The 25,446-nt window shown below is 44.1% G+C and carries 21 protein-coding genes and 1 pseudogene; 5 read left to right on the top strand and 17 right to left on the bottom strand.

Annotated elements, in window-relative coordinates:
- Window positions 1-131: 131 nt before the first annotated feature.
- The 4 genes from ABYU67_RS05560 to ABYU67_RS05545 form a co-directional block, all read right to left on the bottom strand.
- Entirely contained in the window at window positions 132-2,213 is a 2,082-nt protein-coding gene (locus tag ABYU67_RS05560) for a hydantoinase/oxoprolinase family protein (RefSeq protein ID WP_372844015.1), read from the bottom strand.
- Window positions 2,214-2,259: 46 nt separating this feature from the next.
- A complete protein-coding gene (locus ABYU67_RS05555) occupies window positions 2,260-4,044 on the bottom strand; it encodes a hydantoinase B/oxoprolinase family protein (RefSeq protein WP_372844014.1) in 1,785 nt (594 codons plus the stop codon).
- 382 nt (window positions 4,045-4,426) lie between these two features.
- Window positions 4,427-4,882, bottom strand: a complete 456-nt coding sequence (locus ABYU67_RS05550; protein ID WP_372844013.1) for a hypothetical protein — start codon at window positions 4,880-4,882, stop codon at window positions 4,427-4,429.
- Window positions 4,883-4,941: 59 nt separating this feature from the next.
- On the bottom strand, window positions 4,942-5,685 hold the full coding sequence (locus ABYU67_RS05545; RefSeq protein ID WP_372844012.1) for a zinc-dependent peptidase: 744 nt from the start codon (window positions 5,683-5,685) through the stop codon (window positions 4,942-4,944).
- A gap of 286 nt (window positions 5,686-5,971) precedes the next feature.
- Here ABYU67_RS05545 and ABYU67_RS05540 point away from each other — a divergent pair.
- The 3 genes and pseudogenes from ABYU67_RS05540 to ABYU67_RS05530 all read left to right on the top strand — a co-directional run.
- Window positions 5,972-7,570, top strand: a pseudogene (locus tag ABYU67_RS05540) (circularly permuted type 2 ATP-grasp protein); the annotation flags it as partial.
- A 183-nt stretch (window positions 7,571-7,753) separates the two neighbouring features.
- Complete coding sequence (locus ABYU67_RS05535) at window positions 7,754-8,386, top strand: alpha-E domain-containing protein (RefSeq protein WP_372844017.1); 633 nt, start codon at window positions 7,754-7,756, stop codon at window positions 8,384-8,386.
- Between the two features lie 67 nt (window positions 8,387-8,453).
- Window positions 8,454-9,239, top strand: a complete 786-nt coding sequence (locus ABYU67_RS05530; RefSeq protein WP_372844011.1) for a transglutaminase domain-containing protein — start codon at window positions 8,454-8,456, stop codon at window positions 9,237-9,239.
- A 152-nt stretch (window positions 9,240-9,391) separates the two neighbouring features.
- On the opposite strand, the gene ABYU67_RS05525 is transcribed toward ABYU67_RS05530, so the two are convergent.
- From ABYU67_RS05525 to yghU, 5 genes are all read right to left on the bottom strand, one after another.
- Entirely contained in the window at window positions 9,392-10,636 is a 1,245-nt protein-coding gene (locus tag ABYU67_RS05525; RefSeq protein WP_372844010.1) for a DUF819 domain-containing protein, read from the bottom strand.
- Window positions 10,637-10,917: 281 nt separating this feature from the next.
- Window positions 10,918-12,597: a DEAD/DEAH box helicase gene (locus tag ABYU67_RS05520; RefSeq protein WP_372844009.1), complete on the bottom strand. Its 1,680-nt coding sequence runs from the start codon at window positions 12,595-12,597 to the stop codon at window positions 10,918-10,920.
- Window positions 12,598-12,706: 109 nt separating this feature from the next.
- Window positions 12,707-12,856 (bottom strand): hypothetical protein, encoded by a 150-nt coding sequence (locus ABYU67_RS05515; protein WP_372844008.1) that lies wholly within the window; start codon window positions 12,854-12,856, stop codon window positions 12,707-12,709.
- A gap of 344 nt (window positions 12,857-13,200) precedes the next feature.
- Complete coding sequence (locus tag ABYU67_RS05510; RefSeq protein ID WP_372844007.1) at window positions 13,201-14,295, bottom strand: DUF1176 domain-containing protein; 1,095 nt, start codon at window positions 14,293-14,295, stop codon at window positions 13,201-13,203.
- A gap of 489 nt (window positions 14,296-14,784) precedes the next feature.
- Window positions 14,785-15,627, bottom strand: a complete 843-nt coding sequence (gene yghU, locus ABYU67_RS05505) for a glutathione-dependent disulfide-bond oxidoreductase (protein ID WP_372844006.1) — start codon at window positions 15,625-15,627, stop codon at window positions 14,785-14,787.
- A gap of 274 nt (window positions 15,628-15,901) precedes the next feature.
- Here yghU and ABYU67_RS05500 point away from each other — a divergent pair, with 274 nt between their 5' ends.
- Window positions 15,902-17,278 carry a DHA2 family efflux MFS transporter permease subunit gene (locus ABYU67_RS05500; protein WP_372844005.1) on the top strand — a complete coding sequence of 459 codons (1,377 nt, stop codon included), beginning with the start codon at window positions 15,902-15,904 and terminating at the stop codon, window positions 17,276-17,278.
- 124 nt (window positions 17,279-17,402) lie between these two features.
- Here the strand turns inward: ABYU67_RS05500 and bfr (ABYU67_RS05495) are convergent, their stop codons facing one another.
- The 3 genes from bfr (ABYU67_RS05495) to ABYU67_RS05485 all read right to left on the bottom strand — a co-directional run bounded on the left by bfr (ABYU67_RS05495) (window position 17,403) and on the right by ABYU67_RS05485 (window position 19,014).
- The gene (gene bfr, locus ABYU67_RS05495; protein WP_372844004.1) at window positions 17,403-17,876 is read right to left on the bottom strand and encodes a bacterioferritin; all 474 of its coding nucleotides are present in this window, start codon (window positions 17,874-17,876) and stop codon (window positions 17,403-17,405) included.
- A gap of 61 nt (window positions 17,877-17,937) precedes the next feature.
- Window positions 17,938-18,426 (bottom strand): bacterioferritin, encoded by a 489-nt coding sequence (gene bfr / locus ABYU67_RS05490; RefSeq protein ID WP_372844003.1) that lies wholly within the window; start codon window positions 18,424-18,426, stop codon window positions 17,938-17,940.
- A 396-nt stretch (window positions 18,427-18,822) separates the two neighbouring features.
- Complete coding sequence (locus ABYU67_RS05485) at window positions 18,823-19,014, bottom strand: bacterioferritin-associated ferredoxin (protein WP_372844002.1); 192 nt, start codon at window positions 19,012-19,014, stop codon at window positions 18,823-18,825.
- Between the two features lie 288 nt (window positions 19,015-19,302).
- On the opposite strand from ABYU67_RS05485, the gene ABYU67_RS05480 reads away from it, so the two are divergent.
- Window positions 19,303-19,626, top strand: coding sequence for a helix-turn-helix transcriptional regulator (locus ABYU67_RS05480; RefSeq protein ID WP_020443557.1), 324 nt, complete (start codon window positions 19,303-19,305; stop codon window positions 19,624-19,626).
- Window positions 19,627-19,763: 137 nt separating this feature from the next.
- Here the strand turns inward: ABYU67_RS05480 and ABYU67_RS05475 are convergent, their stop codons facing one another.
- From ABYU67_RS05475 to ABYU67_RS05455, 5 genes are all read right to left on the bottom strand, one after another.
- Entirely contained in the window at window positions 19,764-20,486 is a 723-nt protein-coding gene (locus ABYU67_RS05475) for a sulfate/molybdate ABC transporter ATP-binding protein (protein WP_372844001.1), read from the bottom strand.
- 85 nt (window positions 20,487-20,571) lie between these two features.
- Complete coding sequence (cysW, locus tag ABYU67_RS05470; RefSeq protein WP_372844000.1) at window positions 20,572-21,513, bottom strand: sulfate ABC transporter permease subunit CysW; 942 nt, start codon at window positions 21,511-21,513, stop codon at window positions 20,572-20,574.
- Window positions 21,513-22,397, bottom strand: a complete 885-nt coding sequence (gene cysT / locus ABYU67_RS05465; RefSeq protein ID WP_372843999.1) for a sulfate ABC transporter permease subunit CysT — start codon at window positions 22,395-22,397, stop codon at window positions 21,513-21,515. The genes cysW and cysT overlap by 1 nt, the downstream gene beginning before the upstream one ends.
- Before the next feature lie 291 nt (window positions 22,398-22,688).
- Window positions 22,689-23,786, bottom strand: coding sequence for a sulfate ABC transporter substrate-binding protein (locus ABYU67_RS05460; protein WP_372843998.1), 1,098 nt, complete (start codon window positions 23,784-23,786; stop codon window positions 22,689-22,691).
- Between the two features lie 334 nt (window positions 23,787-24,120).
- On the bottom strand, window positions 24,121-25,290 hold the full coding sequence (locus ABYU67_RS05455) for a sulfate ABC transporter substrate-binding protein (RefSeq protein ID WP_372843997.1): 1,170 nt from the start codon (window positions 25,288-25,290) through the stop codon (window positions 24,121-24,123).
- Window positions 25,291-25,446 lie beyond the last annotated feature (156 nt).

Raw genomic sequence — 25,446 nt, 5'->3', positions numbered from 1 at the left:
TATCCTATCAGTTATTCATCAATAATCCTCTTTTATATCATAAAATAAAAAAGGCTTCAGGCATTAAAGAGTACTTAATGCCTGAAGCCTTGAGTTGGTTTTTCTTTATAACCTGCTTTTATAGACTTGCTTTATGCTGCTCGAGTCAGCTTATAAGTGCCAGTCTCATGCAGCTCTGCTTGCCAGCCATTTTTAATGACCACAGTAGTGGTTGGCTCTTGGATAAGCGCAGGGCCTGTGACCAATGCACCAGCACCGAATTTCTCACCGTCATAGATAGGCGTATCAATCCAGTCATAGGACTGATCAAACAGCATCTCACGGCTACCCGTTTTAGCATTACTGATATCCCCTTCCTGCGGCACAAGGCTCGGTAGTTTTGGCTTACTGATTTTACCAATTACCGATACCTCAATGTTGACCAGCTCGACGTGACTATCACGCTCATCATAAGTATAAAGTTCACGATGGCGATGATGGAACAATTCTAAAATGGTGCTGACGCTATCCGCATCGAGCTTACCATTCGGTATCAGCACGTTACATTCATGCACCTGACCAACATAGCGCATCTCCATGGTACGTTCGATAGTGATATCTTCATCTGTAAAGCCATCTTCTAACAGTTTTTGCACACCTTGCGCTTCAAGCTCTTGTAACTTGGTATTGAGTGCTTGCAACTCTACCTCTGGCGCAAGGATCATCATTTGTGTCGCCAAGTAGTTATACTTGATATCAGAGATAATCTGACCAAAGGCACAGAGGCAAGATGCGATTTTTGGTATTAAAACCGTACCAATACCCATCTCCTCGGCCAAAGCAATAATATGCATGCCAGCCGCACCGCCTGCGCAGACTAGCGCAAAGTCCCGAGGGTCATAGCCTTTTTCGATAGTAATACGGCGAATGGCATTAGACATGTTTTGGTTAACGATAGCACTGATACCGAATGCGGCATGATCTAACTCGATGTTTAGCGGATCAGCGATGTGCGTTTGCACCGATTGTACTGCTTTATCTTTGTCTAAGGTCACACTACCGCCTAACACCGCATTCGGCTGTAGATAGCCGAGTACCAAGTTTGCGTCTGTGACGGTTGGCAAGTCACCACCTTTACCATAACATGCCGGTCCAGGCGTCGCACCAGCACTCTGAGGGCCGACCTCTAGCATACCAAAGGTATTAACATGGCCAATAGAGCCACCGCCCGCCCCTAATGTCTCTACATGAATCATAGGTACGCCAATACGATTACGTAGAAAATCAATATCGCGGTTAAGGCTGGTTCTGCCTGATTTTGCCATGGTAATGTCAAAAGACGTACCGCCCATGTCGACTGTGATAATATCGTCAATCCCAAACGGGCTAGCAATATACAGGCCTGCTTGCGGCGCTGACGCTGGTCCTGAGTTAATAGCATTGACTGCACGTTCTCGCATGATACTACCAACTGCAAGCCCGCCATTAGACTGGAAGTAACGCACGGGCTGCTCAGCGCCTAATGCCTTAAAGTAATCGTCAATCTTATGGACATAAGATGCCATAACTGGGCTTAAATAGGCATTCACTAAGGTAGTTGAGGTACGCGTATATTCTTTAATCTGTGGATATACATCACTACCACAGCAGACGAACACCCCTGGCATATGCTCTTCAACCAGCTCTTTAGCGCGCTGTTCGTGCTGAGTATTACGAATAGACCAGACGAAGGAGATAGCAACTGCCTGAACGTCTTGCTGCTTTAACACTTTAATCGCATCAAGGATATCTTGCTCATTTAGCGGCTCGTGTTCAGTACCATCAGCTAAGATACGGCCTCGAATAGGAAAGCGACGATCACGGGTGGCGATTTGCGGTGCTGGCGGATAGCTGGCATCATAGCGATGCCCTTCTTCTTTATGCCCTAAGCGTATCTCGATACTGTCCTCATGGCCTGCCGTACATAACAGACCAACCTTTACCCCTTTCATCTGAATCAAGGCGTTTAGCGCGACGGTCGTACCATTGATGCATAGGTCACAGGCTTGGATAATGTCTTCAATAGGACGGTCAAACTGGGTGGCGATTTGCTGTAAACCATTAGCAATAGCCAAAGTGCCATCTTCAGGGGTAGAAGGTGCTTTGAATAGATGGACATGGCCACTTTTTTCGGCCAAAACAAAGTCAGTAAACGTCCCGCCAGCATCGACTCCAATACGGAAATCATTTTTCATCAGTCATCCTTAACTCAAGTTATTTAATATCAGGTGGTTTGTAGTTTTATGCTGTTAACTTCAACTGCTGGCGCTGCAAATGACGACGTAAAGCATCCGTCTCTGCTTCATTGACTGTCAGCGTTTGTGGGTCAATAACCACCCCATATTCAGTCTTAGCTGCTGCCACTGATATGATTCTTTCTTCTACATCTTTTAATACTGCGGGTATCGAGCGCGCAAATGAGCTACCATAGCCGCCACCACCAGGATTGGTATTACGCGCACGGTCACCCGGCTGGATTTCAGTGACAGTATTTTGCTTATATAAATCAGTGACACCGCCCTTATGGATAATCTCTAAGCGTCCTAATTTGAGCTCAGGTGAGATTTGCTCCGCACCAGCAGCGCCCATCGTTGGATGCTCACGGCCTTCACCAAAGGCAACTACCGTCATCTCATGACCTAACGGCTCAACTTCCCATACCGTGCCGCAGCCGCCGCGATACTCGCCAGCGCCGCCACTGTCTTCTGCCAAGCCATACTTATGAATCAAAATAGGATATTGATACTCTAGTAGCTCAATATCACCGGAGCTTAATGCACCAAAGCAGCATAAAGGACCGCAAGCATGCCAGCCATCCATTTGCTGAGTCGCGCCGGCACCAGAGATGATCGAAGCTAAAATCATCGTGACGTATTGTTCCCCTGTTTTTGGGTCAATACCTGAGATATTGATACCTGACGCATGACCCCAAGAAGCAATCACTCGATCTGGCGCTGCATCTTCAAACGCCATACGCACGGCATCGGTTAAGGTTTCCATCGGCGTGGTGGTACAGTTGACATGAGGGGCAGGTTCTTTGGCATTACAAAGCGTGCCATGCTCGCCCAAGTCTACCGTGACACAGCGATACAACCCTTCGTTGTACGGCGGATCGACTTGCGCAAACATCATCAGGCCTAGTAGTACACCAGACATCGAGTTACCAGCATAAGAGTTAATAAAGTAAGGCACTTGCGGTGGACTGGTGATTTTAATATGTACATCGCTGTCTTTAATCTTAATATCAGCGCTGATGGTCAAATCACCCAGACCGTGCCCCGAATCTTCTAATACCGCTTCACCATGATACTGGCCATCTGGGATAGATGAGATCAATGAGCGCATATGGGTATCAGCCATATTCTTTAGCTCTTCAATCGCCGCACGGACGGTCTCTACGCCATACTTGTCTAACAGCGCGATCATATTACGTTCACCAACCGCACAAGCACCATACTGCGCATTAAGGTCGCCTTCTTGGTTACGACGAGAGCGCATGTTGCTATGGATTAAGTTGATAACATCACGACGTCTAACGCCTTTTTCCCATATTTTGATAGGTGGAATGCGCAAGCCTTCGGCGTATATCTCTTTGGCATCTGGATTATAGCCTGCTGGTACAGGGCCACCGATATCAGTGACATGACCTTTACATACTGTCCAAAATACCAACTCGCCTTTATAAAATACAGGCTTGTACATACAGCAATCTAGGATATGACTGCCCATCATCACCGGATCATTATGATAAATAACGTCGCCTTCATGAATGTCATCACCATAATATTCGGCAACGGCTTTCATAGCTGGCATGAGTGAGCCTAGATGAATAGGAATGTCCTGACCCTGCAAAATCATCTCAGGCAAATGATCAAACAAAGCATTACTGTAATCGTGAGCGAGGTTAAAGACACTAGAGCGGGCGGTTTTTTCTAAGGTTGTCGTCATCTCGCGCTGTGCCGTTTCTAAGGCACCACGTACGACGGACAAGGTGATAGGATCAATTGAAGTGTGAGCGTGGCTCATGTGAGACTCCCTGTCTAGAAATTTATATCAGAAGATATGAGTGGCTCTGTAAAATATAGCGTCCAATGTGGCTGTTAATACTTAAACAGTTACACTCATTCTTTGCTTGCCTGTCATCCATCCTAATGACCAAGCTTTTTTACTATAACGAGGTTGTTAGCAAATAGATTGACTGACAGTGCAGAGTTTTTGACTGTGAGTGCACACTTTTATCAATAAACAGCCTGCTTTTATCTTTATCATAGTGGGACGTAACGCATTTAAAATAAAAAAGGGCAATGCATCGTTTGTGATGCACCGCCCTTTTTTATTACTTCATGTTTAATATTTTAAACTATTAAACATCTTATAAGTCAGCGACTAAAAAATTCCCTGAAACAATCTATAAACTGAGTAAACATTGATGGTTTTTATAAGTCATATACAAGGTAGTAGCAGTACCCTTATCCTCTTTGCTTGTATATATTGGATACTTATAAGCTTCCTCAAAAACGCCTTTATAACTCTCTAATTTAGCTATGCCTTTTATCGTTAAGTCTGCTTTGTTATTTATATTCATTAAATGATAAATATCGCTATAATCCACCCCTTTTTGTCTCATTTTCATAACATTAAAAGCAAAAACTGATTGGGTTGAACACAAATCCTCATTATTATCAGAGACATTTTGCACAGCATCTAGGGTTGAATCGATATAAACTCCTAATTTTTGTAACTCTTTAGGATGTTGTGAGGGTGCATGGATAGAGTCTGTTTTAGATTTAATTTCAGAGGGGAAGCTTGCTTGTACCGTATGCGTGAGTAGTAAAGTGCAAGTTAAAATTAGCGATTTTTTCATAATAGCTATGTGCTCATAAGTGGGTTTTTTCTAATAACCTCTACCGAGGTAGTTTTCATTCACATCGGCGTCTGACGAAATAACTTTACCATCAGCTCATAAATATCAGGATAAGCCTCTACCAATTTCTGCGGTGTTTCAAAAAACACTTCACTCAGTACCGCAAAGAACTCCGCTGGATTGGTCGCGCCATAACGATCAAGTCCTGACTTGCGGTGGGTCTGAAAATCTTCAAAATCTCGTGTCATAATCTCAGTCCAACGAGCAGGATCCATATCAGCTTGCAGCGGCGGAAAACCATTGGCGCGGCCGTTTAGCATATCAATCTTATGGACAAACTCATGAATGACCACATTATGCCCATCACGCTCGCCCGAATGCTTAGCGTCCTTCCATGACAATATGACAGGTCCGCGCTGCCATGCTTCACCGCTACGATGTTGAGTACCCTCATGGACGATACCGAACTCATCTATGGTAGTGGTGTCACTTTTGTATGAACCAGGATAAATGATTATCGATGACCAGCCAGCGTACCATTCAAGCCCTAGGTTTAAGATCGGTAGACAGGCTTGTAAGGCAATAGATTGTCTAGCAGCATCCGTAATCTCAAAACCTTGCGCGCCGTTAATAGATTTATCGTCCAAAAACAATGTCGCTAGCTCAAATAACCGTGTTAGCTCCTCCTGATTTAACCTATCAAGTATCACAATCCGCTGAGCCGCTTGCATCCAATCATTATGGGTAAATTCGCTATTATCCAATATACGCTGCTCGCGCCAGTCTTTTATCATACTAAACATGGTTATTTCCTTAATAGATAGACGTGTTCAAATCGTTTATTTCATTATTATCAAATGATGGATTGTATTTATCTATAAGAATTTTATATCAATCAAATCTTGTCCGGCTCTTATGATAATGCCCATAGCAACCCTAAAGGAGTAACCCCAAAATAATAAACACTCATTGTGCATTCATCGATAGACACGGTATAGTGAATGTAAGACATGGGCTATATAGCGGATGGATTGCCATACCAGTCTGACTATCATAACAATAACTTTACCAAGGATGCGTGAGGTATTTATGAATAAAGAATCGACTCAGTCCCAACATCAGTCTCAAAGCTACCCTCAAACTCAGGGCACAGAAAACACTCAAACTCAGGGCACAGAAAACACTAAAAACCCGATACAGACATCGACTGCCAATAAGGCGGCGGCCAAGGCCAGCGCTTCAAATACGACAAAACATACAGCGATAACGTCCAAAGAAAAACCAGAATGCTTTGATGAATTAAAAATCAATAATGACCAGTACCGTCCTGTAGCACAAGCAGTTGGTGACTGGCTAGATAATATCAATAATGATGCGCTTAGCCATCTTAATGAGCAAGCAGAGAACATCTTTTATCGAAAAGGTGTCACTTTCACCGTTTATAGCGATGCCAAAAATATCGAGCGTATGATACCGTTTGATATTATCCCGCGTATCATTGCGGCAAGTGAGTGGCAGCAGATTGAGGCGGGTTGTAAGCAGCGTATCACCGCTTTAAATGCTTTTTTGCATGATATCTATCACGATCAAGCCATCATGAAAGCTGGTGTCGTCCCGGCCAGCTACGTCTATGCAAGTGGCTGTTATGAGCCGTGGATGATGGGAATTGAGCTTGACAAGCCTATCTACTCGCATATCAGTGGTATTGACCTTATTCGTGATGAAAGCGGCCGATTTTGTGTATTAGAGGATAATCTGCGCACGCCCTCTGGCGTCTCTTACATGCTTGAGAGTCGTAATATATCAGAGACGCTGCTGTCCGATTTGTTTGCGCATACCCCTATCTTAGATGTCAGTGACTATCCAAAACGCCTCAAAGCCTGTCTTGCCAGCTCAACCAGCAAATACGACCCACAGATTGCCATCTTAACCCCAGGTCGCTTTAACAGTGCCTATTATGAGCATGCCTTTTTAGCACATGAGATGAATGTACCCTTGGTACATGGTTATGACTTAGTGGTTGAAGACAGCAAGGTCTATATGCAAGGTATTCGCGGCAAGGTACAAGTCGATATCATTTATCGCCGTATTGATGACCCTTATATTGACCCATTAGCCTTTCGCTCAGATTCTATTTTGGGCGTGTCCGGACTGATGAGTGCTTACCGTGCAGGCAATGTGGTCATCGTCAATGCACCGGGTACAGGCGTTGCTGATGATAAGAGTCTGTATCCATTTGTACCGGATATGATTGAATTTTATTTGGGTGAAAAACCTATTTTGCCTAATATTCAAACCTATCAGTGCCGTAAGCCTGATGAGCTGCAGTATGTACTGGATAATCTAGACAAACTCGTGGTAAAAGAAACTCAGGGCTCAGGTGGCTACGGGATGCTCATTGGGCCAACCTCAACCAAGCAGGAGATTGAGGAGTACCGAAAACGCTTACTTGCAAACCCAATCGGCTTTATCGCCCAGCCGACGATTTCTTTATCTACCAACCCTACTGCTGTCAATGACGGTATTGCGCCGCGTCATATCGACTTACGCCCCTTTATCTTAAGCCATGGCGATGGCTCAGTAGATATCGTACCGGGCGGCCTAACCCGTGTGGCGATGGTTGAAGGCTCTCTAGTCGTCAACTCATCACAAGGTGGCGGCATCAAAGACACTTGGGTGATTGACGACAGTAGTGTACATGATAAGCTCAACCAAAAAAGCCTGCCTACCTCTACCAAAATCGCCTCGGACAATCAGCATCCTGATAAGTCCAATCGCGTATCAACCGATACCAATAATAACGGCCATGCCAATTATTACGATCGCGTACAGCCTACAGAGGCAGGCTATGAAGATCTGGATGATGCACCGATGATACTACTGCTATCCACAGCCAGCCATCTCATTTGGCTCGGCAGATACAGTGAGCGCCTCTATTATTATGACGACGTTATGAAGCAGCTGATCAAAGGCGATCTCAAAAAATCCCAGATACAGCATCTAGTTGCTCATCTAGGCTTTGCAGCTGATGCCAATGAATCACTAAAGACGATGAAGGCGCAAATGATGACTGACTTAACACAAAATATCATTCCAAGCGTGATTCAATCTATTGAGACCAATGTCCAAGAGGCCAAGGGCGTGATCGGTAAAGATACGGCTGAGCTATACAATTTAATCAAACGCCTCTCAAGCGCAGGCACTTATCGGGCAGCCACCTTACAATTATATGCCTGCAATGCTGCTATGGCACAGGAGCATGTAACGGTCGTTTGCTTTTGGCAATTGGGACGGCATTTTGAGCGTTTAGAGCGCGCTGTCTTGTTAAATGAGGATTCAATGGCAGCAAGCCTTGAATTTAAGCACTGGATCAACAAATTGCCAGAGAACACGCGCTGGCGGGAGCTAATACGTTTGACCAATCAGATGATCCGATCAAAGCAATTTAGTGACTTTACGCTCATCAGCCAAGAGTTCAGTATCATACTGAAGCAAGGCGTCTAGTGTGGCGCTAGAACATCAGCATAGGGTGATGAATACAAAACATTAGACGAGATCATAGGATGATATTATGAAACTTCAAATCAGCCATCAAACCAATTATTACTATGATGATTTGGCTCAGCGCAGCGTACAGTATATACGTATGACGCCCATGCAGCTGCCGCATCAAATCATTCATAAATGGGATGTCATGTTGCCCAAAGTAGCAACCAATCAAAAAGACGGCTTTGGTAATGACTGGCTAACCCTCAGCCGAAATGAGGCGCACAATAACTTACAGATGCAGGCATCAGGAATCGTCGAAATCAACACCGAAACTGAGCGCCTAGAAGATATGGCGCATGTCCCCTACTTACTGTTCACCGTCCAAACCCCCTTAACAGAATGCTCAGAGGCGATGCGTGAATTTGCGGCACCTTATTTAAACAATCCCACGCATGACACTCTAAAAGCAATGGCCAATGCGCTCATCATAAAAATGCCATTTATAAAAGATATGACCCATGTTGGGACAACGGCGGCTGAAGCGTTTGCTACTGGTGCTGGCGTATGCCAAGACCATACTCATGTATTCTTAGGTTGTTGCCGTGATCAGAATATACCAGCGCGTTATGTGTCCGGATATCTCTATGATGACACCGAGAATCACATGGCAAGTCATGCTTGGGCAGAAGCGTGGCTAGACGGCTATTGGTATACCTTTGATATCTCAAACCAGTTATTTCAGCCAAGCTCTCATGTCTATGTCGCTATCGGGCGCGATTATTTAGACGCCGCTCCCGTGCGCGGCGTACGCATGGGCGGCGGTTACGAGAACCTATATAGCCAAGTACTCGTAACACGGCTATCGTAAAAACAGTGACAGCCATACTGAGAATAAAATGCTGTTTTTAGCTGGTTTTAATAATAAGCTTCATTTGAAAATGCTCACTACGTCAGTAAATTAAAACCCGCCTTAAGCGGGTTTTTTGCAACAGATATTCAATATCGATAACTTAAGCCTTTTTAACCTACCGCTAGTCGCATCAGCTGCGTACTGATATAGCCGCCAAATGTCCCTACCGCATAGCCTAAAATCCCCAAAAATACACCCACAGGGGCAAGTGATGGATGAAAGGCTGTAGCAACAATGGGCGCTGATGATGCACCGCCCGTATTGGCATTTGAGCCTACGGCCAAAAAGAAAAATGGCGCACGGATGATTCTGGCAAAAATAAATATCAACACCACATGGATACTCATCCACAGCAAACCAATCAGTAGCAGTCGCCACTGCGAGACAATACCAGCCAGATTGATTTGCATACCGATCGCCGCAATCAGCACAAAGATAAAGACGGTGCCGACTTTGGACGCACCAACATGGTCGAGTCTACGGATTTTGGTGAAAGAAAAGATGACCCCTATGATAGTAATGATCACCACCATCCAAAAGAAGGCGCTGGCAAAACTGTACTGTACCGCCCAGCTATAAGGAGCAAAGAATCCTGCAATCTGCCCACCAATAAAGTGTGCCACCCCTACCATAGCAAAGCACAACCCAAACATCACCATCAAATCATTTAAGGTTGCTGGACGGGCATTATCACGCTCATAGCTTTCAACCGCTTTGATGACCTTATCAATGCTACTGCTATCTGCCCGTAAAAACTTATCAATCTTAGCGCTATGTTTGGCCATAACTAAAATAGCCAGTAGCCATAATGAGGCATTGGTGGTATCGACAAGGATCATCATCCCAAATAAATCATCACTGACCCCAAACAGCTCTTTCATCGCCGCTTGGTTCGCCGCGCCGCCGATCCAACTACCAGCAACCGCCGAAAAACCGCGCCATAGCGTGTCATCGGTAAACATCTCAGGTGACACCCATTTGGCAATGCCTAAGCTGATCGGACCACTGATGATAATTGCAATACTGGCTGCAAAGAACATGGCAATGGCTTTCCAGCCTAATCCCAATATCTTTGGTACATCCATCGATAGGGTCATTAGAAGCAAGCTGGCTGGCAATAGATAGGTGGCAGTAAAGCCATAAATCTGTGAGCCAATACCGTCAGCGAATACACCTAAGCTGTTTAGCGTTGCAGGGATAAAGCAGCACAGTACAATCCCCGGTAGTACCGCATAAAACCGTTGCCAAAACTTACCCGGCAGTGCTTGAGTATAGAACACCAAACCGATGATGGCCATAATGATGCCAAACGCTAATGGCAAGCTTTCAATAGCTAAATAAGAGATATCAGGCATCCAATGGCTCCACTGCACACGATAAGAAAAAGTCTGTCAGTATAGACAAGGCAAAAAATACCTGCAAGCAGCTATCGAGTACAAAGCTTAACTTTACACTGTTTGGATAAGCTAGGTTCGTTAAATAGCCATGTATATTTGGGTCATACCTCTACAAAGTAGATTAGTATCAAACCCTTAAACACAAAAAAGCCAGATAACAAGTATCTGGCTCTTTTTGCGATATCTTTAGACGATTAAGGCATGATTATAAAAACCATTAATCGTTTAAGATAGGGCTATTACGAGTTGTTACCACGGTTGCCGCCGTTTGGACGACCTTGACCACGGCTGTCAGAACGACCAGCTGGACGGCCTTGGCTACCGCTTGGACGACCGCGACCTGTTGCAGCACGCTCACCACGTGGAACGCCTGTGCTATCACCACGGCTAGGAGCACCAGTACGCTTACCTTGATACGGCTTGCCACCTGAACGCTCATTTGGTTTACCTGATGCGTCACGTGGCTTACCTTGATAACCGCTGTCATTGCTTGCGCGTTGACCAGTTACCGAGCTATCGCTTGAACGTGCACGGCTTTGACCATTGCCACCGCCAGTTGAACGACCGGCATAACCACCCGCTGAACGACCACGGCCTTGACCATTACCGCCGCCGCTTGAACGACCACGGCCACGGCCGCGACCATTGCCTTTGTTTTCGCTAGGTACATAAGTTTTCTTAGCTTCCATACCTTCGATAACACATACTTCCATCTTACGATCTAAGTAACGGTTGATGGCGTTAAGCTGTGGGCGATCATCCATGCTACATAGGCTGATGGCAATACCGGTACGACCAGCACGACCACAACGACCGATACGGTGAACATAATCTTCCGTTTGGCGCGGCAAATCATAGTTGATCACGTGCGAGATAGCTGGCACGTCAAGACCACGAGCAGCAACGTCAGTCGCTACTAGGATTTTACATTTGCCATTACGTAAGTCTTGTACGATACGGTTACGCTTGCTTTGTGGCAAATCACCATGTAGGAAGCTGGCTTTATGACCCGCTTCTTGTAGCTGTTTAGCTAATTTTTCAGTACTACGTTTGGTCGCAGCAAAGATAATGATTTGTTCCATATCTTTGTGGCAAACGATCTTGTCAAGTAAACGGTTTTTGTGATCAAAATCATCACAATAGTATACTTTTTCTTCGATGTGTGCAGATTCAACTTTGATTGATACGCGCTCAGGATTTTTGGTAAAGCTGGCTGCGATTTTGCCAACAGGACCATCCCAAGTTGCTGAACACATGATGGTTTGACGGTTAATAGGTGCCGCTTTTAGGATGTCGCTGATATCATCAGCAAAACCCATGTCTAGCATACGGTCAGCTTCATCAAGTACCAAGATTTCTAGGCTTGATAAGTCAACGCGGCCTGCATTGATATGGTCAAGTAAACGACCTGGTGTTGCAACGATAACTTGAACGCCTTTTTTCAGCGCAGTGATCTGACCATTGTATGGTGCGCCGCCCACTAAAGGTACGCAAAATAGACCACGCATGTCTTTAGAATACGTACGGACGCTATCATGTACTTGCTGAGCAAGTTCACGCGTTGGCGTTAAGATAAGGGCTTTGGTTAATTTATCAAAGCTGGTTGCACGGCTTAAACGATCAAGTACTGGGATCACGAACGCGGCAGTTTTACCACTACCTGTTTGCGCTGATAATAAAAGGTCACGACCTTGTAGCGCGAAAGGAATGGCTTGTGCTTGAATAGGCGTTGGATTGGTATAACCACTACGATCAAGTGCGGTCAAAATCGGCTTGGCAATGTCTAAGTCAGCAAAGGTAACTTGATCTTCATCAGTCGCGTCAGTAGTAGCGGCTTGATTATTAGTATCAGTATTTGGGGTGTCAGTGTTTTCGATGATGCCGTTTTCAGCAGCGATTGCAGATAAGATGTCAGTCATGAGTATCCTTGGTAAGTATAAGCTGCTGTAAATTCAGCAGACTTGATGCATACCACTGATAACCGTTCACCACGTTACCTATATAATCTGAGTATCACAATCGTGATAATCACATGCCAAACCGATAAGGCTTGTCAAAATTATATAAAGGCGTTCGTGCTGTCTGACGTATTTTGGTGGTAGTGCCGAGTGTCTCATCTTTGTCTGCTAAAAACTCGATATCAATGCTTTGTCCAAAGCAGATAAAGGTAAATAACAACCAATCTAGCCCCTACAAGGGTCCGTAGATAAGATATGAGTCAAAAATAATAGGATTATTTAAGTACACAAAATCATCGGCAACAATTACTTTCGGTCATCCTAGACCCAAAATCGCAGGCGATGTTATCAATCTCATAATTCACATTAGACTATGCTAACGTGGCGACGCAGTATAACACAACAAAATCGTAATCAGTAGCTGTTTTTACGATTATCGTAGAAAACAGCCATAAAATGAGCATTGATGAGCCATACATGATTCATAATATAGACATTTTTGCATAAGCGCTTAAAAATAAAATTCTGCAAAAATGATGCATTGTAGATTTGTAGATATAGATATTAACGTGATATTTTTACATCAGTGACATATAGGGGTAATTGCCAAGCACCGCCCGCTTCAATCATACGGCACAGGCCGGTATTGCTTTCATGGCTTTTCTCAAAAGTCTTACCCGTCCATAACCATTCCGTTTTGGACAAACAGTCGCCAAGACCTCGACCTTTTTGGATAGATGTGATCTGACCTTTATCATAGTCGGTTGCATTGGTTGTGATCAGCTTTGGCTCGTATGGTCTAGTGTCATTGATCACCCAGACCCCTTTGCCTGCATTATAAGCAGCTGTCCAGCAGTTATGCTGCACGATCAGCTGCTTACTGTTTAGGCGCGTGACGTTCCATGACGACTTATCAAATAGGCTTGGGCAGTCACTACCGACATCTTTGATCGTACCCTTCATCAGCTCTGATAACTGAGATGAGCGCATGACAAATTTTTTCTTATTAGCAGAGATGGCTTTTGGATTGGGCATCACCATCCGTAGCGCTGGTGCGGACTTAGGCGATAAAACACTGCTACTGGGTTTGCTTGCGCCCTCTGTACGAATAAAAGCACTGGCTGTGCCCACTCGACCTTGTGCTTCATCTGCTTTTAGCATGACCGCACTCGCCCCTTTATCGGACAAGCGCCAGCGCGTATTACGCACAACCAGCTCTATTTTGCTTGATTTGCTCAAGGCCTCTAATAGCGCGTTGACTTGCGCTGAGGTCAACTCTGCATAGCCCGCTGTCCCCGAGTAAGGCTTGGCTTCGCCATAATCTTTATCGTTAATAAATAAAGCTATCCGGTGGCGGTTACCCAGCTGCATTAAGGCTTTGGCAGAATTTTCTCTGGCACCGCCAAGCTTGATCCGAGCCTCGACTGGGGCATTGGCACCTGCACGGCGTATCAACAATAAAGACACTGGCAATTCGATATCATTGTCTGCTTGATAACCTGCCAGTCTGCAAGTACGGGTATTGTCACAGACCACTTGCCAATCTTGGCTGGTAAAATCTATAGGCGTGCCAGCACTACTAGCGGCGCTATATAACGCGGTACTGATGGCGGTAAGGATGGGCAATAATATTCTTTTTGACAATATTCTTTTTGACATAGTTTTTATTATCTTTGTTGTTTTTTTAGATGGCGCTTTGATATGAGTGTGGTTTGAGTATTTAGGTTTGACAACATTGCTCTGGCGACTAGGAGTATTTACACTCACTAAGAGGATTGATCGAATCCTAAGCATATTCATCTCCTTCACATTCATCATGTTCATCATTCATCAATGCAAAAAATTGAAGCGCCTACCCTTTTTGGGTGGAGGCTGCTATCTTAACGCACCCATGTTTCTATCTGTTGTACTAATGTACCATTATGTAATTCATAAAGTATAGCTTAAATGCTTATAACCATATGTATATTTGGAATTATGAATATTTAAAATAAAAAAGGCTAATAAGACAGGTGCTTATTAACCTTTTTTGTTCGTCAATATACAGATATATTTTTTATTATATTTAATATCAAGTGCTTACGTATGCTGAGATGAGCCGTTTAGACCAGTGGTTATGACAACCTATCTAAGCGCATACTGGTCAGTCTAGGCAATAGGCTTAAGGACCAAGTCCACCGCTCGTTTAACAGCTGGACGTTCAGCAATTTTTTTCGCCCAGCGCTGTAGATGTGGATACTCATTCACTTGTAAGAATTCTGCTGCCTCATAGAGCTTACCAAGTGCCAGTTGACCATACCATGCCCAAATAATCATATCGGCGATATTATAATCAGATTCCTTATCACCGCCCATATATGTATGATCTTTTAGATGGCAATCAAGGACGTCAAGCTGGCGTTTGACTTCCATGGTATAGCGATTGATCGGATATTCCATTGGCTCAGGAGCGTAGGCATAAAAATGCCCAAAACCGCCACCTAAGAAAGGCGCGCTGCCCATCTGCCACATCAGCCAAGACAAGCACTCTACCCGTGCCTTGCCTTGCTGCATCGGAATAAATTTGCCAAATTTTTCTGCTAAGTACATTAAGATAGCGCCAGATTCAAAGATAGCAATTGGCTCGCCAGCCTCACTAGGATTATGGTCAACCAACGCTGGTATCTTTGAGTTTGGATTAATGGCGACAAAGCCCGAACCAAACTGATCGCCTTTTGAGATATCAATCAGATAAGCATCGTATGCGGCGTCCTTGATACCAAGCTCAGCCAGCTCTTCTAACAAGATATTTACCTTTACCCCGTTTGGCGTATTCAATGAATACAGCTGTAATGGTGCACCCCCTACAGGTAGCTCCTTATCTTTACGTGCGCCAGCAGTGGGGCTATTGATACTTGCAAATTTGCCACCGTTTTCTTTATCGTTTGTCCAAACTTTGGGCGGTGTGTAGCTCTCTATCTGATCGTTCTTAGAAGGATTATCCTGACTCATAATGTGACCTATTTTTGTTGTATGGGTTGTTATATTTTGGAGATGGTTGTATCTGCCATATATCTCCCACTATAACGGGGACTCATGCTGCTAATAAAGTCTTGTCTTGTAATTTATGGTAGAGATGTTTAAGCAAGCTATCATCTAGTCTTGAGGATAAAGGATAATGGATAATGGATAATGGATAATGGTTACTATGCTGCTCTTTAACTGAGCAGCCGTTATTTTTATACTACGCACAATATAATGCTTCTAAAGATATGGTGACATCAATATGGTAGCTCTGACTCCAACGCAAGATAAATACCTACCTTATGTACTGGCGGTAGCGTTATTTATGCAAATCTTAGACGCTACTATCTTAAATACCTCCCTACCGCAGATGGCACATGCGCTCGGCGAATCACCATTACAAATGCAATGGGCGGTTATCAGCTACGCGCTCACATTGGCAATTGTTATTCCTATCAGTGGGTTTTTAGCCGATAAATATGGCACACGCCGCGTGTTTTTGGCTGCCATTATCATCTTTTGTATTGGCTCGCTACTGTGCGCTCTATCCCCTAGCCTGGATTTTTTGATCGGCTCTCGTATCATACAAGCTATCGGCGGGGCGATGATGACGCCGGTCGCCCGTTTGATACTAGTAAAATCCTATCCACGTAACAAGCTTTTGACGGTGATGAATTTTGCGGTAATCCCTGCTTTGGTTGCGCCGCTAGTCGGACCGGTATTGGGCGGCTATATCGTACAATACGCCAGTTGGCACTGGATATTTTTAATCAATATTCCTATGGGTATTCTTGGTTTTATCATGGGCAAAAAACTGGTACCGGCGTTATTTGAGGATACCAAGCGATTAGATTGGACCGGATTTTTATTGTTTGCTGCTGCTGCTTGTGGTTTTACTTTGGCAGTAGAGTTTGGTGCGCAAGTTGGGCGTGGGTTTTATGGGCTAATATTTGGACTACTGGCAAGTCTATTACTCGGCGCTTATATTTGGCACGCAAAACGTCGAGCGGCCCCGCTATTTCCATTGAGTTTGTTTGATATACGTACCTTTCGTATCGGTATCACGGGGAATTTATTTACTCGATTTGGCATTAGCGCTGTACCATTTTTGCTACCGTTACTTTTGCAGGTGGTGTTCGAGTACTCTCCTTCGCAAGCTGGCTGGCTACTTGCCCCTATCGCTGTCGGCGCTATCGGCATCAAGCCTTGGGTAAGTAGAATTATTCAGCGTTATAGCTATCGGACGGTATTGATCTACAACACAACTTTTATGGGCATCCTGATTATTATTTTGGCACAGTTTAGTGATGCGGCGCAGTGGCTATGGTTTATCCCTATCTTGACAGTAATGGGCGCTTGTAACTCCATGCAGTTTAGTGCGATGAATACCATTACCATCGGCGACCTGCATGGTGCTCAGACCAGTAGCGGCAATAGCCTAATGGCTGTCAATCAACAGCTCGCCATCAGCTTTGGTATTGCCTTTGGTGCAGCACTGCTTACTCTGCTACGTGAGCGCCTACAAATGGATACATTGAGCGCCTTTCAAACCACCTATTGGATATTGGGTATCTTTACCATACTTTCAGGCTTACATTTTTTACGCTTAAAACCTGAGGACGGGCGTGGTTTATATTAACTATAGGTTTTGAAGACTTATAAATAATAATTGAATATTGAATAAAAAAGCCAGCCTATGCTTGGATGATGACCAAAACATAGGCTGGCTTGCTACGATTACATAAAAATCACGGCTATTTAAGTTAGTCGTCATTCATCTGCGATTGGATATAGTTTTCAATACCCACATCTTTCATTAAGTCTTCTTGAGTTTCAAGCCAGTCTTGATATTCTTCATTACCGTCTTTTAGAGTGACCAATAGCTGACGTGATACATAATCTTGCTGCGTCTCACACAAGGTAATCGCATCAGTGATGATGCTAAATTTTTGCTTTTCTAAACGCAAATTGCAGTCGATCATCTCAGGTACATCTTCAGCGATGAACATCTTGCCATAATCTTGCAAATTTGGCAGACCACCTAGCAATAAAATCCGCGCAATCAAGTCATCAGACCATTTCATTTCTGCAATAGATTGCTTATAGCAACTCTCGTTCAGTGACTCTAAGCCCCAATGACGAGCAATACGTGCATGTAAAAAATACTGATTGATGGCTATCAATGACTGACCCAGCACTTTATTCAGTGCGCGGATAATCTCTTTATCCCCTTTCATTTTTTCTCTCCCTATCTATCTATTATATGAGCTACTGTTTGCTGATTGTGACCCGTGACTATCAAGCAAGATTGGGAGAGACTTCAGCCATCTGACTTTGCAAATAATTTGGCAGACCAATCATATCAATCAGACGTAACTGCTGCTCAAGCCAATGGGCATGGTCTTCTTCTGTATCTTTGAGCTGCACGACCAACATCTCGCGTGTAACGTAGTCATGGGCTTCTTCACATAGGGCAATACCGTCTTTCAGATGTTTTTGTACTTGATATTCTAGATCTAAGTCAAGCTGGAGCATCTCAGGTACAGTCGTACCGATATTAATGGTATCAACACTCATTTTAGGCGTGCCGCCGAGCATCAAAATACGACGAATAATCGCCTGTGCATGTAGTGTCTCATCTTCCATCTCATGACTGATACGGTCGTACAATTTACCGTAATGCCATTCTGCATACATCTCAGAGTGGATAAAATACTGATCACGAGCCGCAAGCTCACCACCTAACAAAAAGTTTAAATAATCAATCACTTTAGGGTTGCCTATCATCACCTACACTCCTGTATGTATAATTGTTTGTTATATACATTCATAATTTTGCATATATATAAAGTACTATTCGTAAACCAATCAGTAAAGAGTAAATTCAACGAATATCCTTACATTTTCAGAAGGATATAGTAGCATAGACAGCGCTTAACGCTTGTAACGATATGAACTGAGAATCATAACCAACCACTATTATATTAATGTGTTAATGCTGGCTAAGAGAGTACAAGCTTGATAGGGATAACCAAATGCAGTTTTGCAGCGGAGTATCAGTGGTGTTATAGAGACGTTTGCACCTTATTCTTTAAGGGATCAGACCAAAAAGCAGATGCTTGATAGTGAATAGGCTACTGTTGTATTGAGGTTTATATAAGATTGGGATGCCCAAGCTAGCGCTTAAACCGCATACGCCAATCCTTCGAGCTTAGCATGATGTTCGTCTAGGTAATCGTTTACCATAGGCTCACAGCAGCCGCAGCATGTAGCGACATCTAACGTGTCTTTTAGGCCATCTAATGTATCAATACCAGCAGCAATGGCAGCTTTGATTTGCTTTTCTTTGACATCATTACAGATACAGACATACATAAGCGGGTTCCTACTGTGATTAACTAACTGGTTATTCGCTATAATAACGATAATTATTAGCATTTACAACAGGGTTTGGTGAATTTTACAGTCAGGTTCGTGCCTGCCTTATGATTATGTTAACCTGACTCGATTCATGTAACTGAATATAACAATCTGTGTAAACCTACAGTATGAAAGGTAGTAAAATGGCGACGAACTGTAAATCTGCTCATTTTTTAATCGATTTTAAGGATAACTGCTGTTATATTGTCCTCCTATTAACTAAATACACATTGGAATTGACCCATGTCTAATAATAATTCTATGATACAACCGCTTGAGTTGTTTAAAGTATTATCTGACCCTACGCGCTTGAAGATTTTCCAAATCCTATACAATAAAGAATCACGCTGCGTCGGCGAGTTAGTTGAAATACTTGATCAACCACAGCCAACGATCTCGCGCCACCTCAATCACCTAAAAAAACTGGGCATCTTAAACTGCGTTCGTGATGGAACTTGGATGTGGTACGAGGTCGCAAATGATTTGCCAGAATGGTGTCAAGATATTTTGGATATCACCTATAAGCAGATATCAATCAAAGAAAGAGCCATGCTTAAGCTTGCCTAACGTTATCACGTTATTAATAGGCAGTAAGTTTTTCGCTGATAAAACTTTGGTTTATTGAGCACATAAAAAGACCTCATCATGAGGTCTTTTTATGTGCTACTGTTTTATGTGCTATTGATAGCAGTCTTGCTCGAGCATTAAACCAAGTCTAAAAAATCACTCACAAAAACATTGGCTGGATGGTGGATCAGCTCCTCGGACGTCCCTACTTGCTCGACACGGCCATGATTCATCACCACGATTTCATCAGACACCGCCCGCGCCTCTTCTTGGTCATGAGTCACCATGATGCTTGTGATACCAAGCTCATGATGTATGTCTTTTAGCCAAGTACGCAGCTCTTTTCGCACTTTGGCATCTAGTGCCCCAAACGGCTCATCTAATAGCAATAATTTTGGCTTCACTGCCAGTGCCCGAGCCAGCGCAATTCGCTGCCGCTGACCACCTGACAGCTGATGCGGATACGCATTGGCCACTTGTGGCAACTGTACCAACTCTAATAGTTCAGCCACGCGCTTATCGATATCCGCTTTACTTGGGCGCTCATTTTTTGGTAGCAATGTCAGACCAAAGGCGACATTGTCAGCCACGTTTTTATGTCGAAACAGCGCATAGTGCTGAAACATAAAACCAATATGGCGCTTTTGTACCGGTGTATTGGTGACGTCTAGCTCATCAAACAATATCTGTCCAGAGTCTGCATATTCAAGACCGGCGATGATACGCAGCAAAGTGGTTTTACCGCAGCCTGAAGGACCCAACAAAGTCGTCAATTTGCCAGTAGGTACTGTAATATTGATATCATCTAAAGCGGTGAAGTTACCGAATGTTTTATTAACGTTGCGAATCTCGATGCTCATAATGGTGTCTCTTATTGTCTCTTTTATCGTGCGTAGCAGAGGATCTCAATAGTATGGCGTATAACAAAGTGGCTGCTATAAATCGCTAAGGTTTGCCAGCCGGCTCTGGCACGGTCGCATTGGTCGCATTGGCACTGACTGGTAACTCAGGCGCACTTATCAAACGCTCAGACTTCGCGAATTTGCGTTCTTGTAGCTTGGTCATGACCTGCTGAATGAGTAAGGTCACCAAAGCAAGGGCAGCAAGTAAGCTCGACAAGGCAAAGGCGGCGGTAAAGTTATAGTCATTATAGGCAATCTCGACCAGTAGCGGCATGGTATTGGTCTCACCGCGGATATGACCTGAGACCACACTCACCGCTCCAAACTCTCCCATGGCACGTGCATTGGTTAATATCAAGCCATAAAGCAATGCCCATTTGATATTGGGCAGTGTCACATGCCAAAACGTCTGCCAACCGGTCGCACCTAACGTTAATGCTGCCTGCTCCTCAGAATCGCCCAGCGTTTGCATCAGAGGTATCAGCTCACGCGCCACAAACGGAAAGGTGACAAACAACGTCGCTAAAATGATGCCTGGCACGGCATAAATCACCTGAAAACCCATGCTCTCAAGCCAGCCACCAATGGTAGAGTTCAGTCCAAATAACAGCACAAACATCAAACCTGCAACCACCGGCGATACCGAAAACGGTAAATCAAGCAGCGTCGTCACCAACTGCTTACCTTTAAAATGATAACGCGTTACTAGCCAAGCAATGGCAACCCCCATCACCATGTTAATCGGTAACACAATCGCCGCGGTAATTAAGGTAAGCTTAATAGCTTGCAAAGCTTCAGGGTCGACAAGTGAGGCGATATATAGCTCCCAGCCTCCTTTAAACGCTTCATAGAACACCGCTAGTAGAGGGACTACCAACATAATGACCATGAATAAAACCGCAATAATAATAAATATTCGGCGTACCCATGGCGTGTCTTTGGTTGCTGGGTTGCTTTGGTAGTCGTAACTATTGGATATTTGCATTAGCGGGCTCCTACGCGGCGTGACAGCTTCCACTGTACGATATTGATGGCCAATAAAATCGCAAAGGAGATAAGCAGCATAAATAAGGCAACCGCTGAAGCGCCTTGGACGTCAAACTGCTCAAGCTTACTGATAATAATTAAGGGTAAAATCTCAGACTGCATCGGAATGTTACCGGCAATAAAGATAACTGATCCATACTCGCCCGTAGCACGAGCAAACATCATGCCAGCACCCATCAGTAGTGCCGGTAACAGCTCTGGTAAAATAACCTTACGAAATGTCGTCAAGCGATTGGCTCCCAATACCGCAGATGCTTCTTCAAATTCAACTGATAACTCTGCAAGTACGGGCTGTACGGCACGAACAATAAAGGGAAAGCTGACGACCACCAAAGCCAGCCAAATACCGATCGGTGTAAAAGCAACTTGAATATCAAACTTGGCAAACCATTGCCCGATAAGACCATTTGGCGCATATAAAGTGGCAAGCGAGATACCCGTGACCGCTGTGGGAAGTGCAAAGGGTAAATCTACCAAGGCATTTATTAAGGATTTGCCCCAAAACTCGTAACGTACCAGCACCCAAGCGACCAATGTACCAAATACCATATTGGTCAGCATTGCCAAAAACGACATCCATAAGCTGAGTTTGATCGCTGCGGTGACTTGTGGTTGGCTAATGGTCTCCCAAAATCCTGTCCAGCCCATCTGCGTTGTGGTATAGGCCATCATGGCAAACGGTAGTACGACCAATAGCGACAAGCTAAAGACAGTGATGCCCATACTTAGCCCAAACCCTGGTAGCACATTGCGCTGACGCAAGCGTGTTAACCAGCCTTTTTTAGGTATCGGTTTGATGGTAGAAGGTGTTGTTGCACTCATAATAGCGTCCTATTGCCTAGCTGATGGTACTTATCGTAAGCACTCTATCGTAACGATATAAAGAAAAAAGGTATGATAAAAAGCGATGATGACTATGCTCATGGTATAAAGGACATAGCGTTGACGGCCATGTCCTTTATGAGATTGACATAATTTCATGATGTCGTGCGTTACTGAGTGACAGTCAAAATAATGATAGATAAATAACGCCGTTGCTGTATTTAAACAAGTTAAGCAAAATGTTGAATAAAAAACAGCTGCTAGCGTCGGTTATTTACATTACCACTGCCCTTACTGAGGCGCATTAACCGCCAACTTATCAAACAAACCACCATCACTAAAATAGGTGCTCATGATCTCATCCCATGTACCAAATGCATCGTTTGGACGGAAGGTTTCGATAGGGGGTAATTTATCACTGTTTTTATCAAGTACACTCTTCACACTTGGGCGCAGGTATAAGTCAGCGGCCAGTTGCTGAGCAGCATCACTCCATAAGAAATCAAGATAGGCTTTGGCAGCATCTGTCGTGCCTTTTTTATCAGTCACTGTTTTCACAACCGCAACTGGGCTTTCAGACTTGATTGAGTATTTTGGATAAACGATATCGACTTGACCGACACCAAAATCTTTTGCGGCAAGGTTGGCTTCGTTTTCAAAGGTCACCAAGACATCACCAATACCACGCTGTACAAACGTCGTAGTCGCTGCACGCCCGCCGCTCTCATAAACTTTGACATTTTTTAACATGTCTTTGACGTAGTTTTGCGCTTGGGCTTCATCTTTATTAAACGCATGTAAGCCATAACCATAAGCACCTAAAAAGGCATAACGGCCGTTACCCGTGACTTTTGGGTTTGCCATAACAATCTCAACACCCTCTTTAGTCAAATCCGCCCAATCATTGATACCCTTTGGATTGTCCTTACGTACCAAGAAAACGATGGTGCTGGTAAAAGGCACGGCATTGTCTGGGAATTTACTTTCCCAATCTGACTCAACCAAACCTTTTTTCTCAAGCAGCTCAATATCAGAGCCTTGGTTCATGGTTGCGACATCGGCCTGTAGACCATTGGCGACCGACAAAGCTTGTTTACTTGAACCACCATGAGATTGCTTGATTAAGATATTACTGTTTGGGTTTTCCGCTTTATAGTGCTCAACAAATAAGGGATTGTAGTCTTTATAAAAATCACGGGCGACATCGTAGGAGACGTTTAATAGCTCAATATCCTGCCCTTTTGTCGCGGCAGGCGTGCCCTCTGCATTGGTTGCGGGCTCAGTTTTTTCGCTATTGCTACAGCCTGCAATACCTAATGTGAGCGCCACACCGGCGATACTTAGGGCGCTAAGCGTTTTGTTTTTATAACCTGCGGTATAGGATGTCATGGCTGCCTCAAAAAATGTCTGATAAGTAATGTAAGTATGCTAACAGCGCTATCTTATTATGTTTAATGATGAATATGTTTATGTTATTGCCAAAATGGAATAAAGGAATTAGAAATATAAGATTATCAATAACTTAAAGTTATTAATAAGATATAGGTTACATATTTTTAATAAGCCTTGAGCTATTTGCTAATAACTTAACCGCTTGATTCGCTTTTCATACTTTGATGAATATCTAAATCAAACGGCTTATAACTGAGTAATTTGGTTGTCTTTTTACTTACCTTTTTAGCTGTCTTTTCAGCTGTCTTCATGATTGCTGTCTTGACTATCTTTATTGCACGCTTGCCAGCTTATCGAAACGCCCGCCATCGACAAAAAACGTCTCCATAATCTGTGTCCAAGGACCAAAGACACTGACAGGCTTGAACGTCTCAATGTCAAGCAAAGTGTTCTTATGAGCGGCAAGCACTTGCTCATTACTAGGACGCATGTACATCTGTGCCATCAGCTCTTGCGCTGGCGTGTCCCATAAGCTCTTTAGATAGGTAGTTGCCGCTTCGGTTTTGCCCGCTTTATCCGTCACCGCATTCACCACGGCAACAGGATTGGCAATCAATACTGAATAACTTGGATAAACGATATCGACTTGTCCTTTGGCAAACTGCTTGGCGGCCAAATGCGCCTCGTTTTCAGTCGTAATAAGCACGTCGCCTAGACCGCGCTGAGTAAAGCTGGTCGTTGCGGCGCGCGCGCCATTGTCATACGTGACGACGTTTGCCAAAAGCTTTTTGATAAAGGTATCTGTTTTGCTAGAGGTTTCGACCGTTTCTTTAAAATGATGCAGACCGTAACCATAGGCGCCCAAGAAGGCATAACGCGCCGTGCCGCTGGTTTTTGGATTGGGTATCACTATAGCCACGTCACTACGGGCCAAGTCTTGCCAGTCTTTAATACCCTTTGGATTACCGCTGCGTACCAAGAGCACCATGGTGCTGGTATAAGGAATTGCGCCATTTGGTAGCGCTTGTTGCCAGTCAGCAGCAACCAAGCCTTTTTCGACCAATAGATTCATATCGCTTTCTTGGTTAAAGGTCACCACATCCGCTTGCAAGCCATTGGCAACTGACAGAGCTTGCTTACTTGAGCCGCCATGCGACTGATTGATATGCACTTTGCTACTCGGGTGCTCTTTTTGGTAGCCTTTGGCAAATAAGGTATTGTAATCTTTATAAAAGTCACGTGAGACATCGTAAGAGACATTCAGCAGATCAATATCTTGTGACGGCGCTGCTGAGCTTTGCGCACTATTTTGGCTCTCGTTTTGCGTGGCTTCAGTAGGGCTACAGCCTGTCATTAAGGCCACCATCGTCAGCGCGCCGCCCATGATTAAGGTGCGAGGTGCTTTGTTTTGACGACCACGATTGTCAGTCCATGAGATATGTGGCAAAAGCTGATTCTTGATTATATTGGTCGTTTGCATAGACGCTCTCGATAATGTCATGCTGCCACTTATCAACCCTATTGTTTTTTTGATTCTATACATAAGGGTTATAAAGGCAGTGATGGTAAGAATTTTGGAAGAAGCATTGGTTTTTTTGTTGATGAGAGATATGCTAGCAGCATAGACAACAAACGCTTAGTGACGAATACGCTTATC

Source organism: Psychrobacter sp., from assembly GCF_041554015.1.
In the GTDB taxonomy this organism is placed as follows: domain Bacteria; phylum Pseudomonadota; class Gammaproteobacteria; order Pseudomonadales; family Moraxellaceae; genus Psychrobacter.
This window is presented reverse-complemented; position numbering and strand designations above follow the sequence as displayed.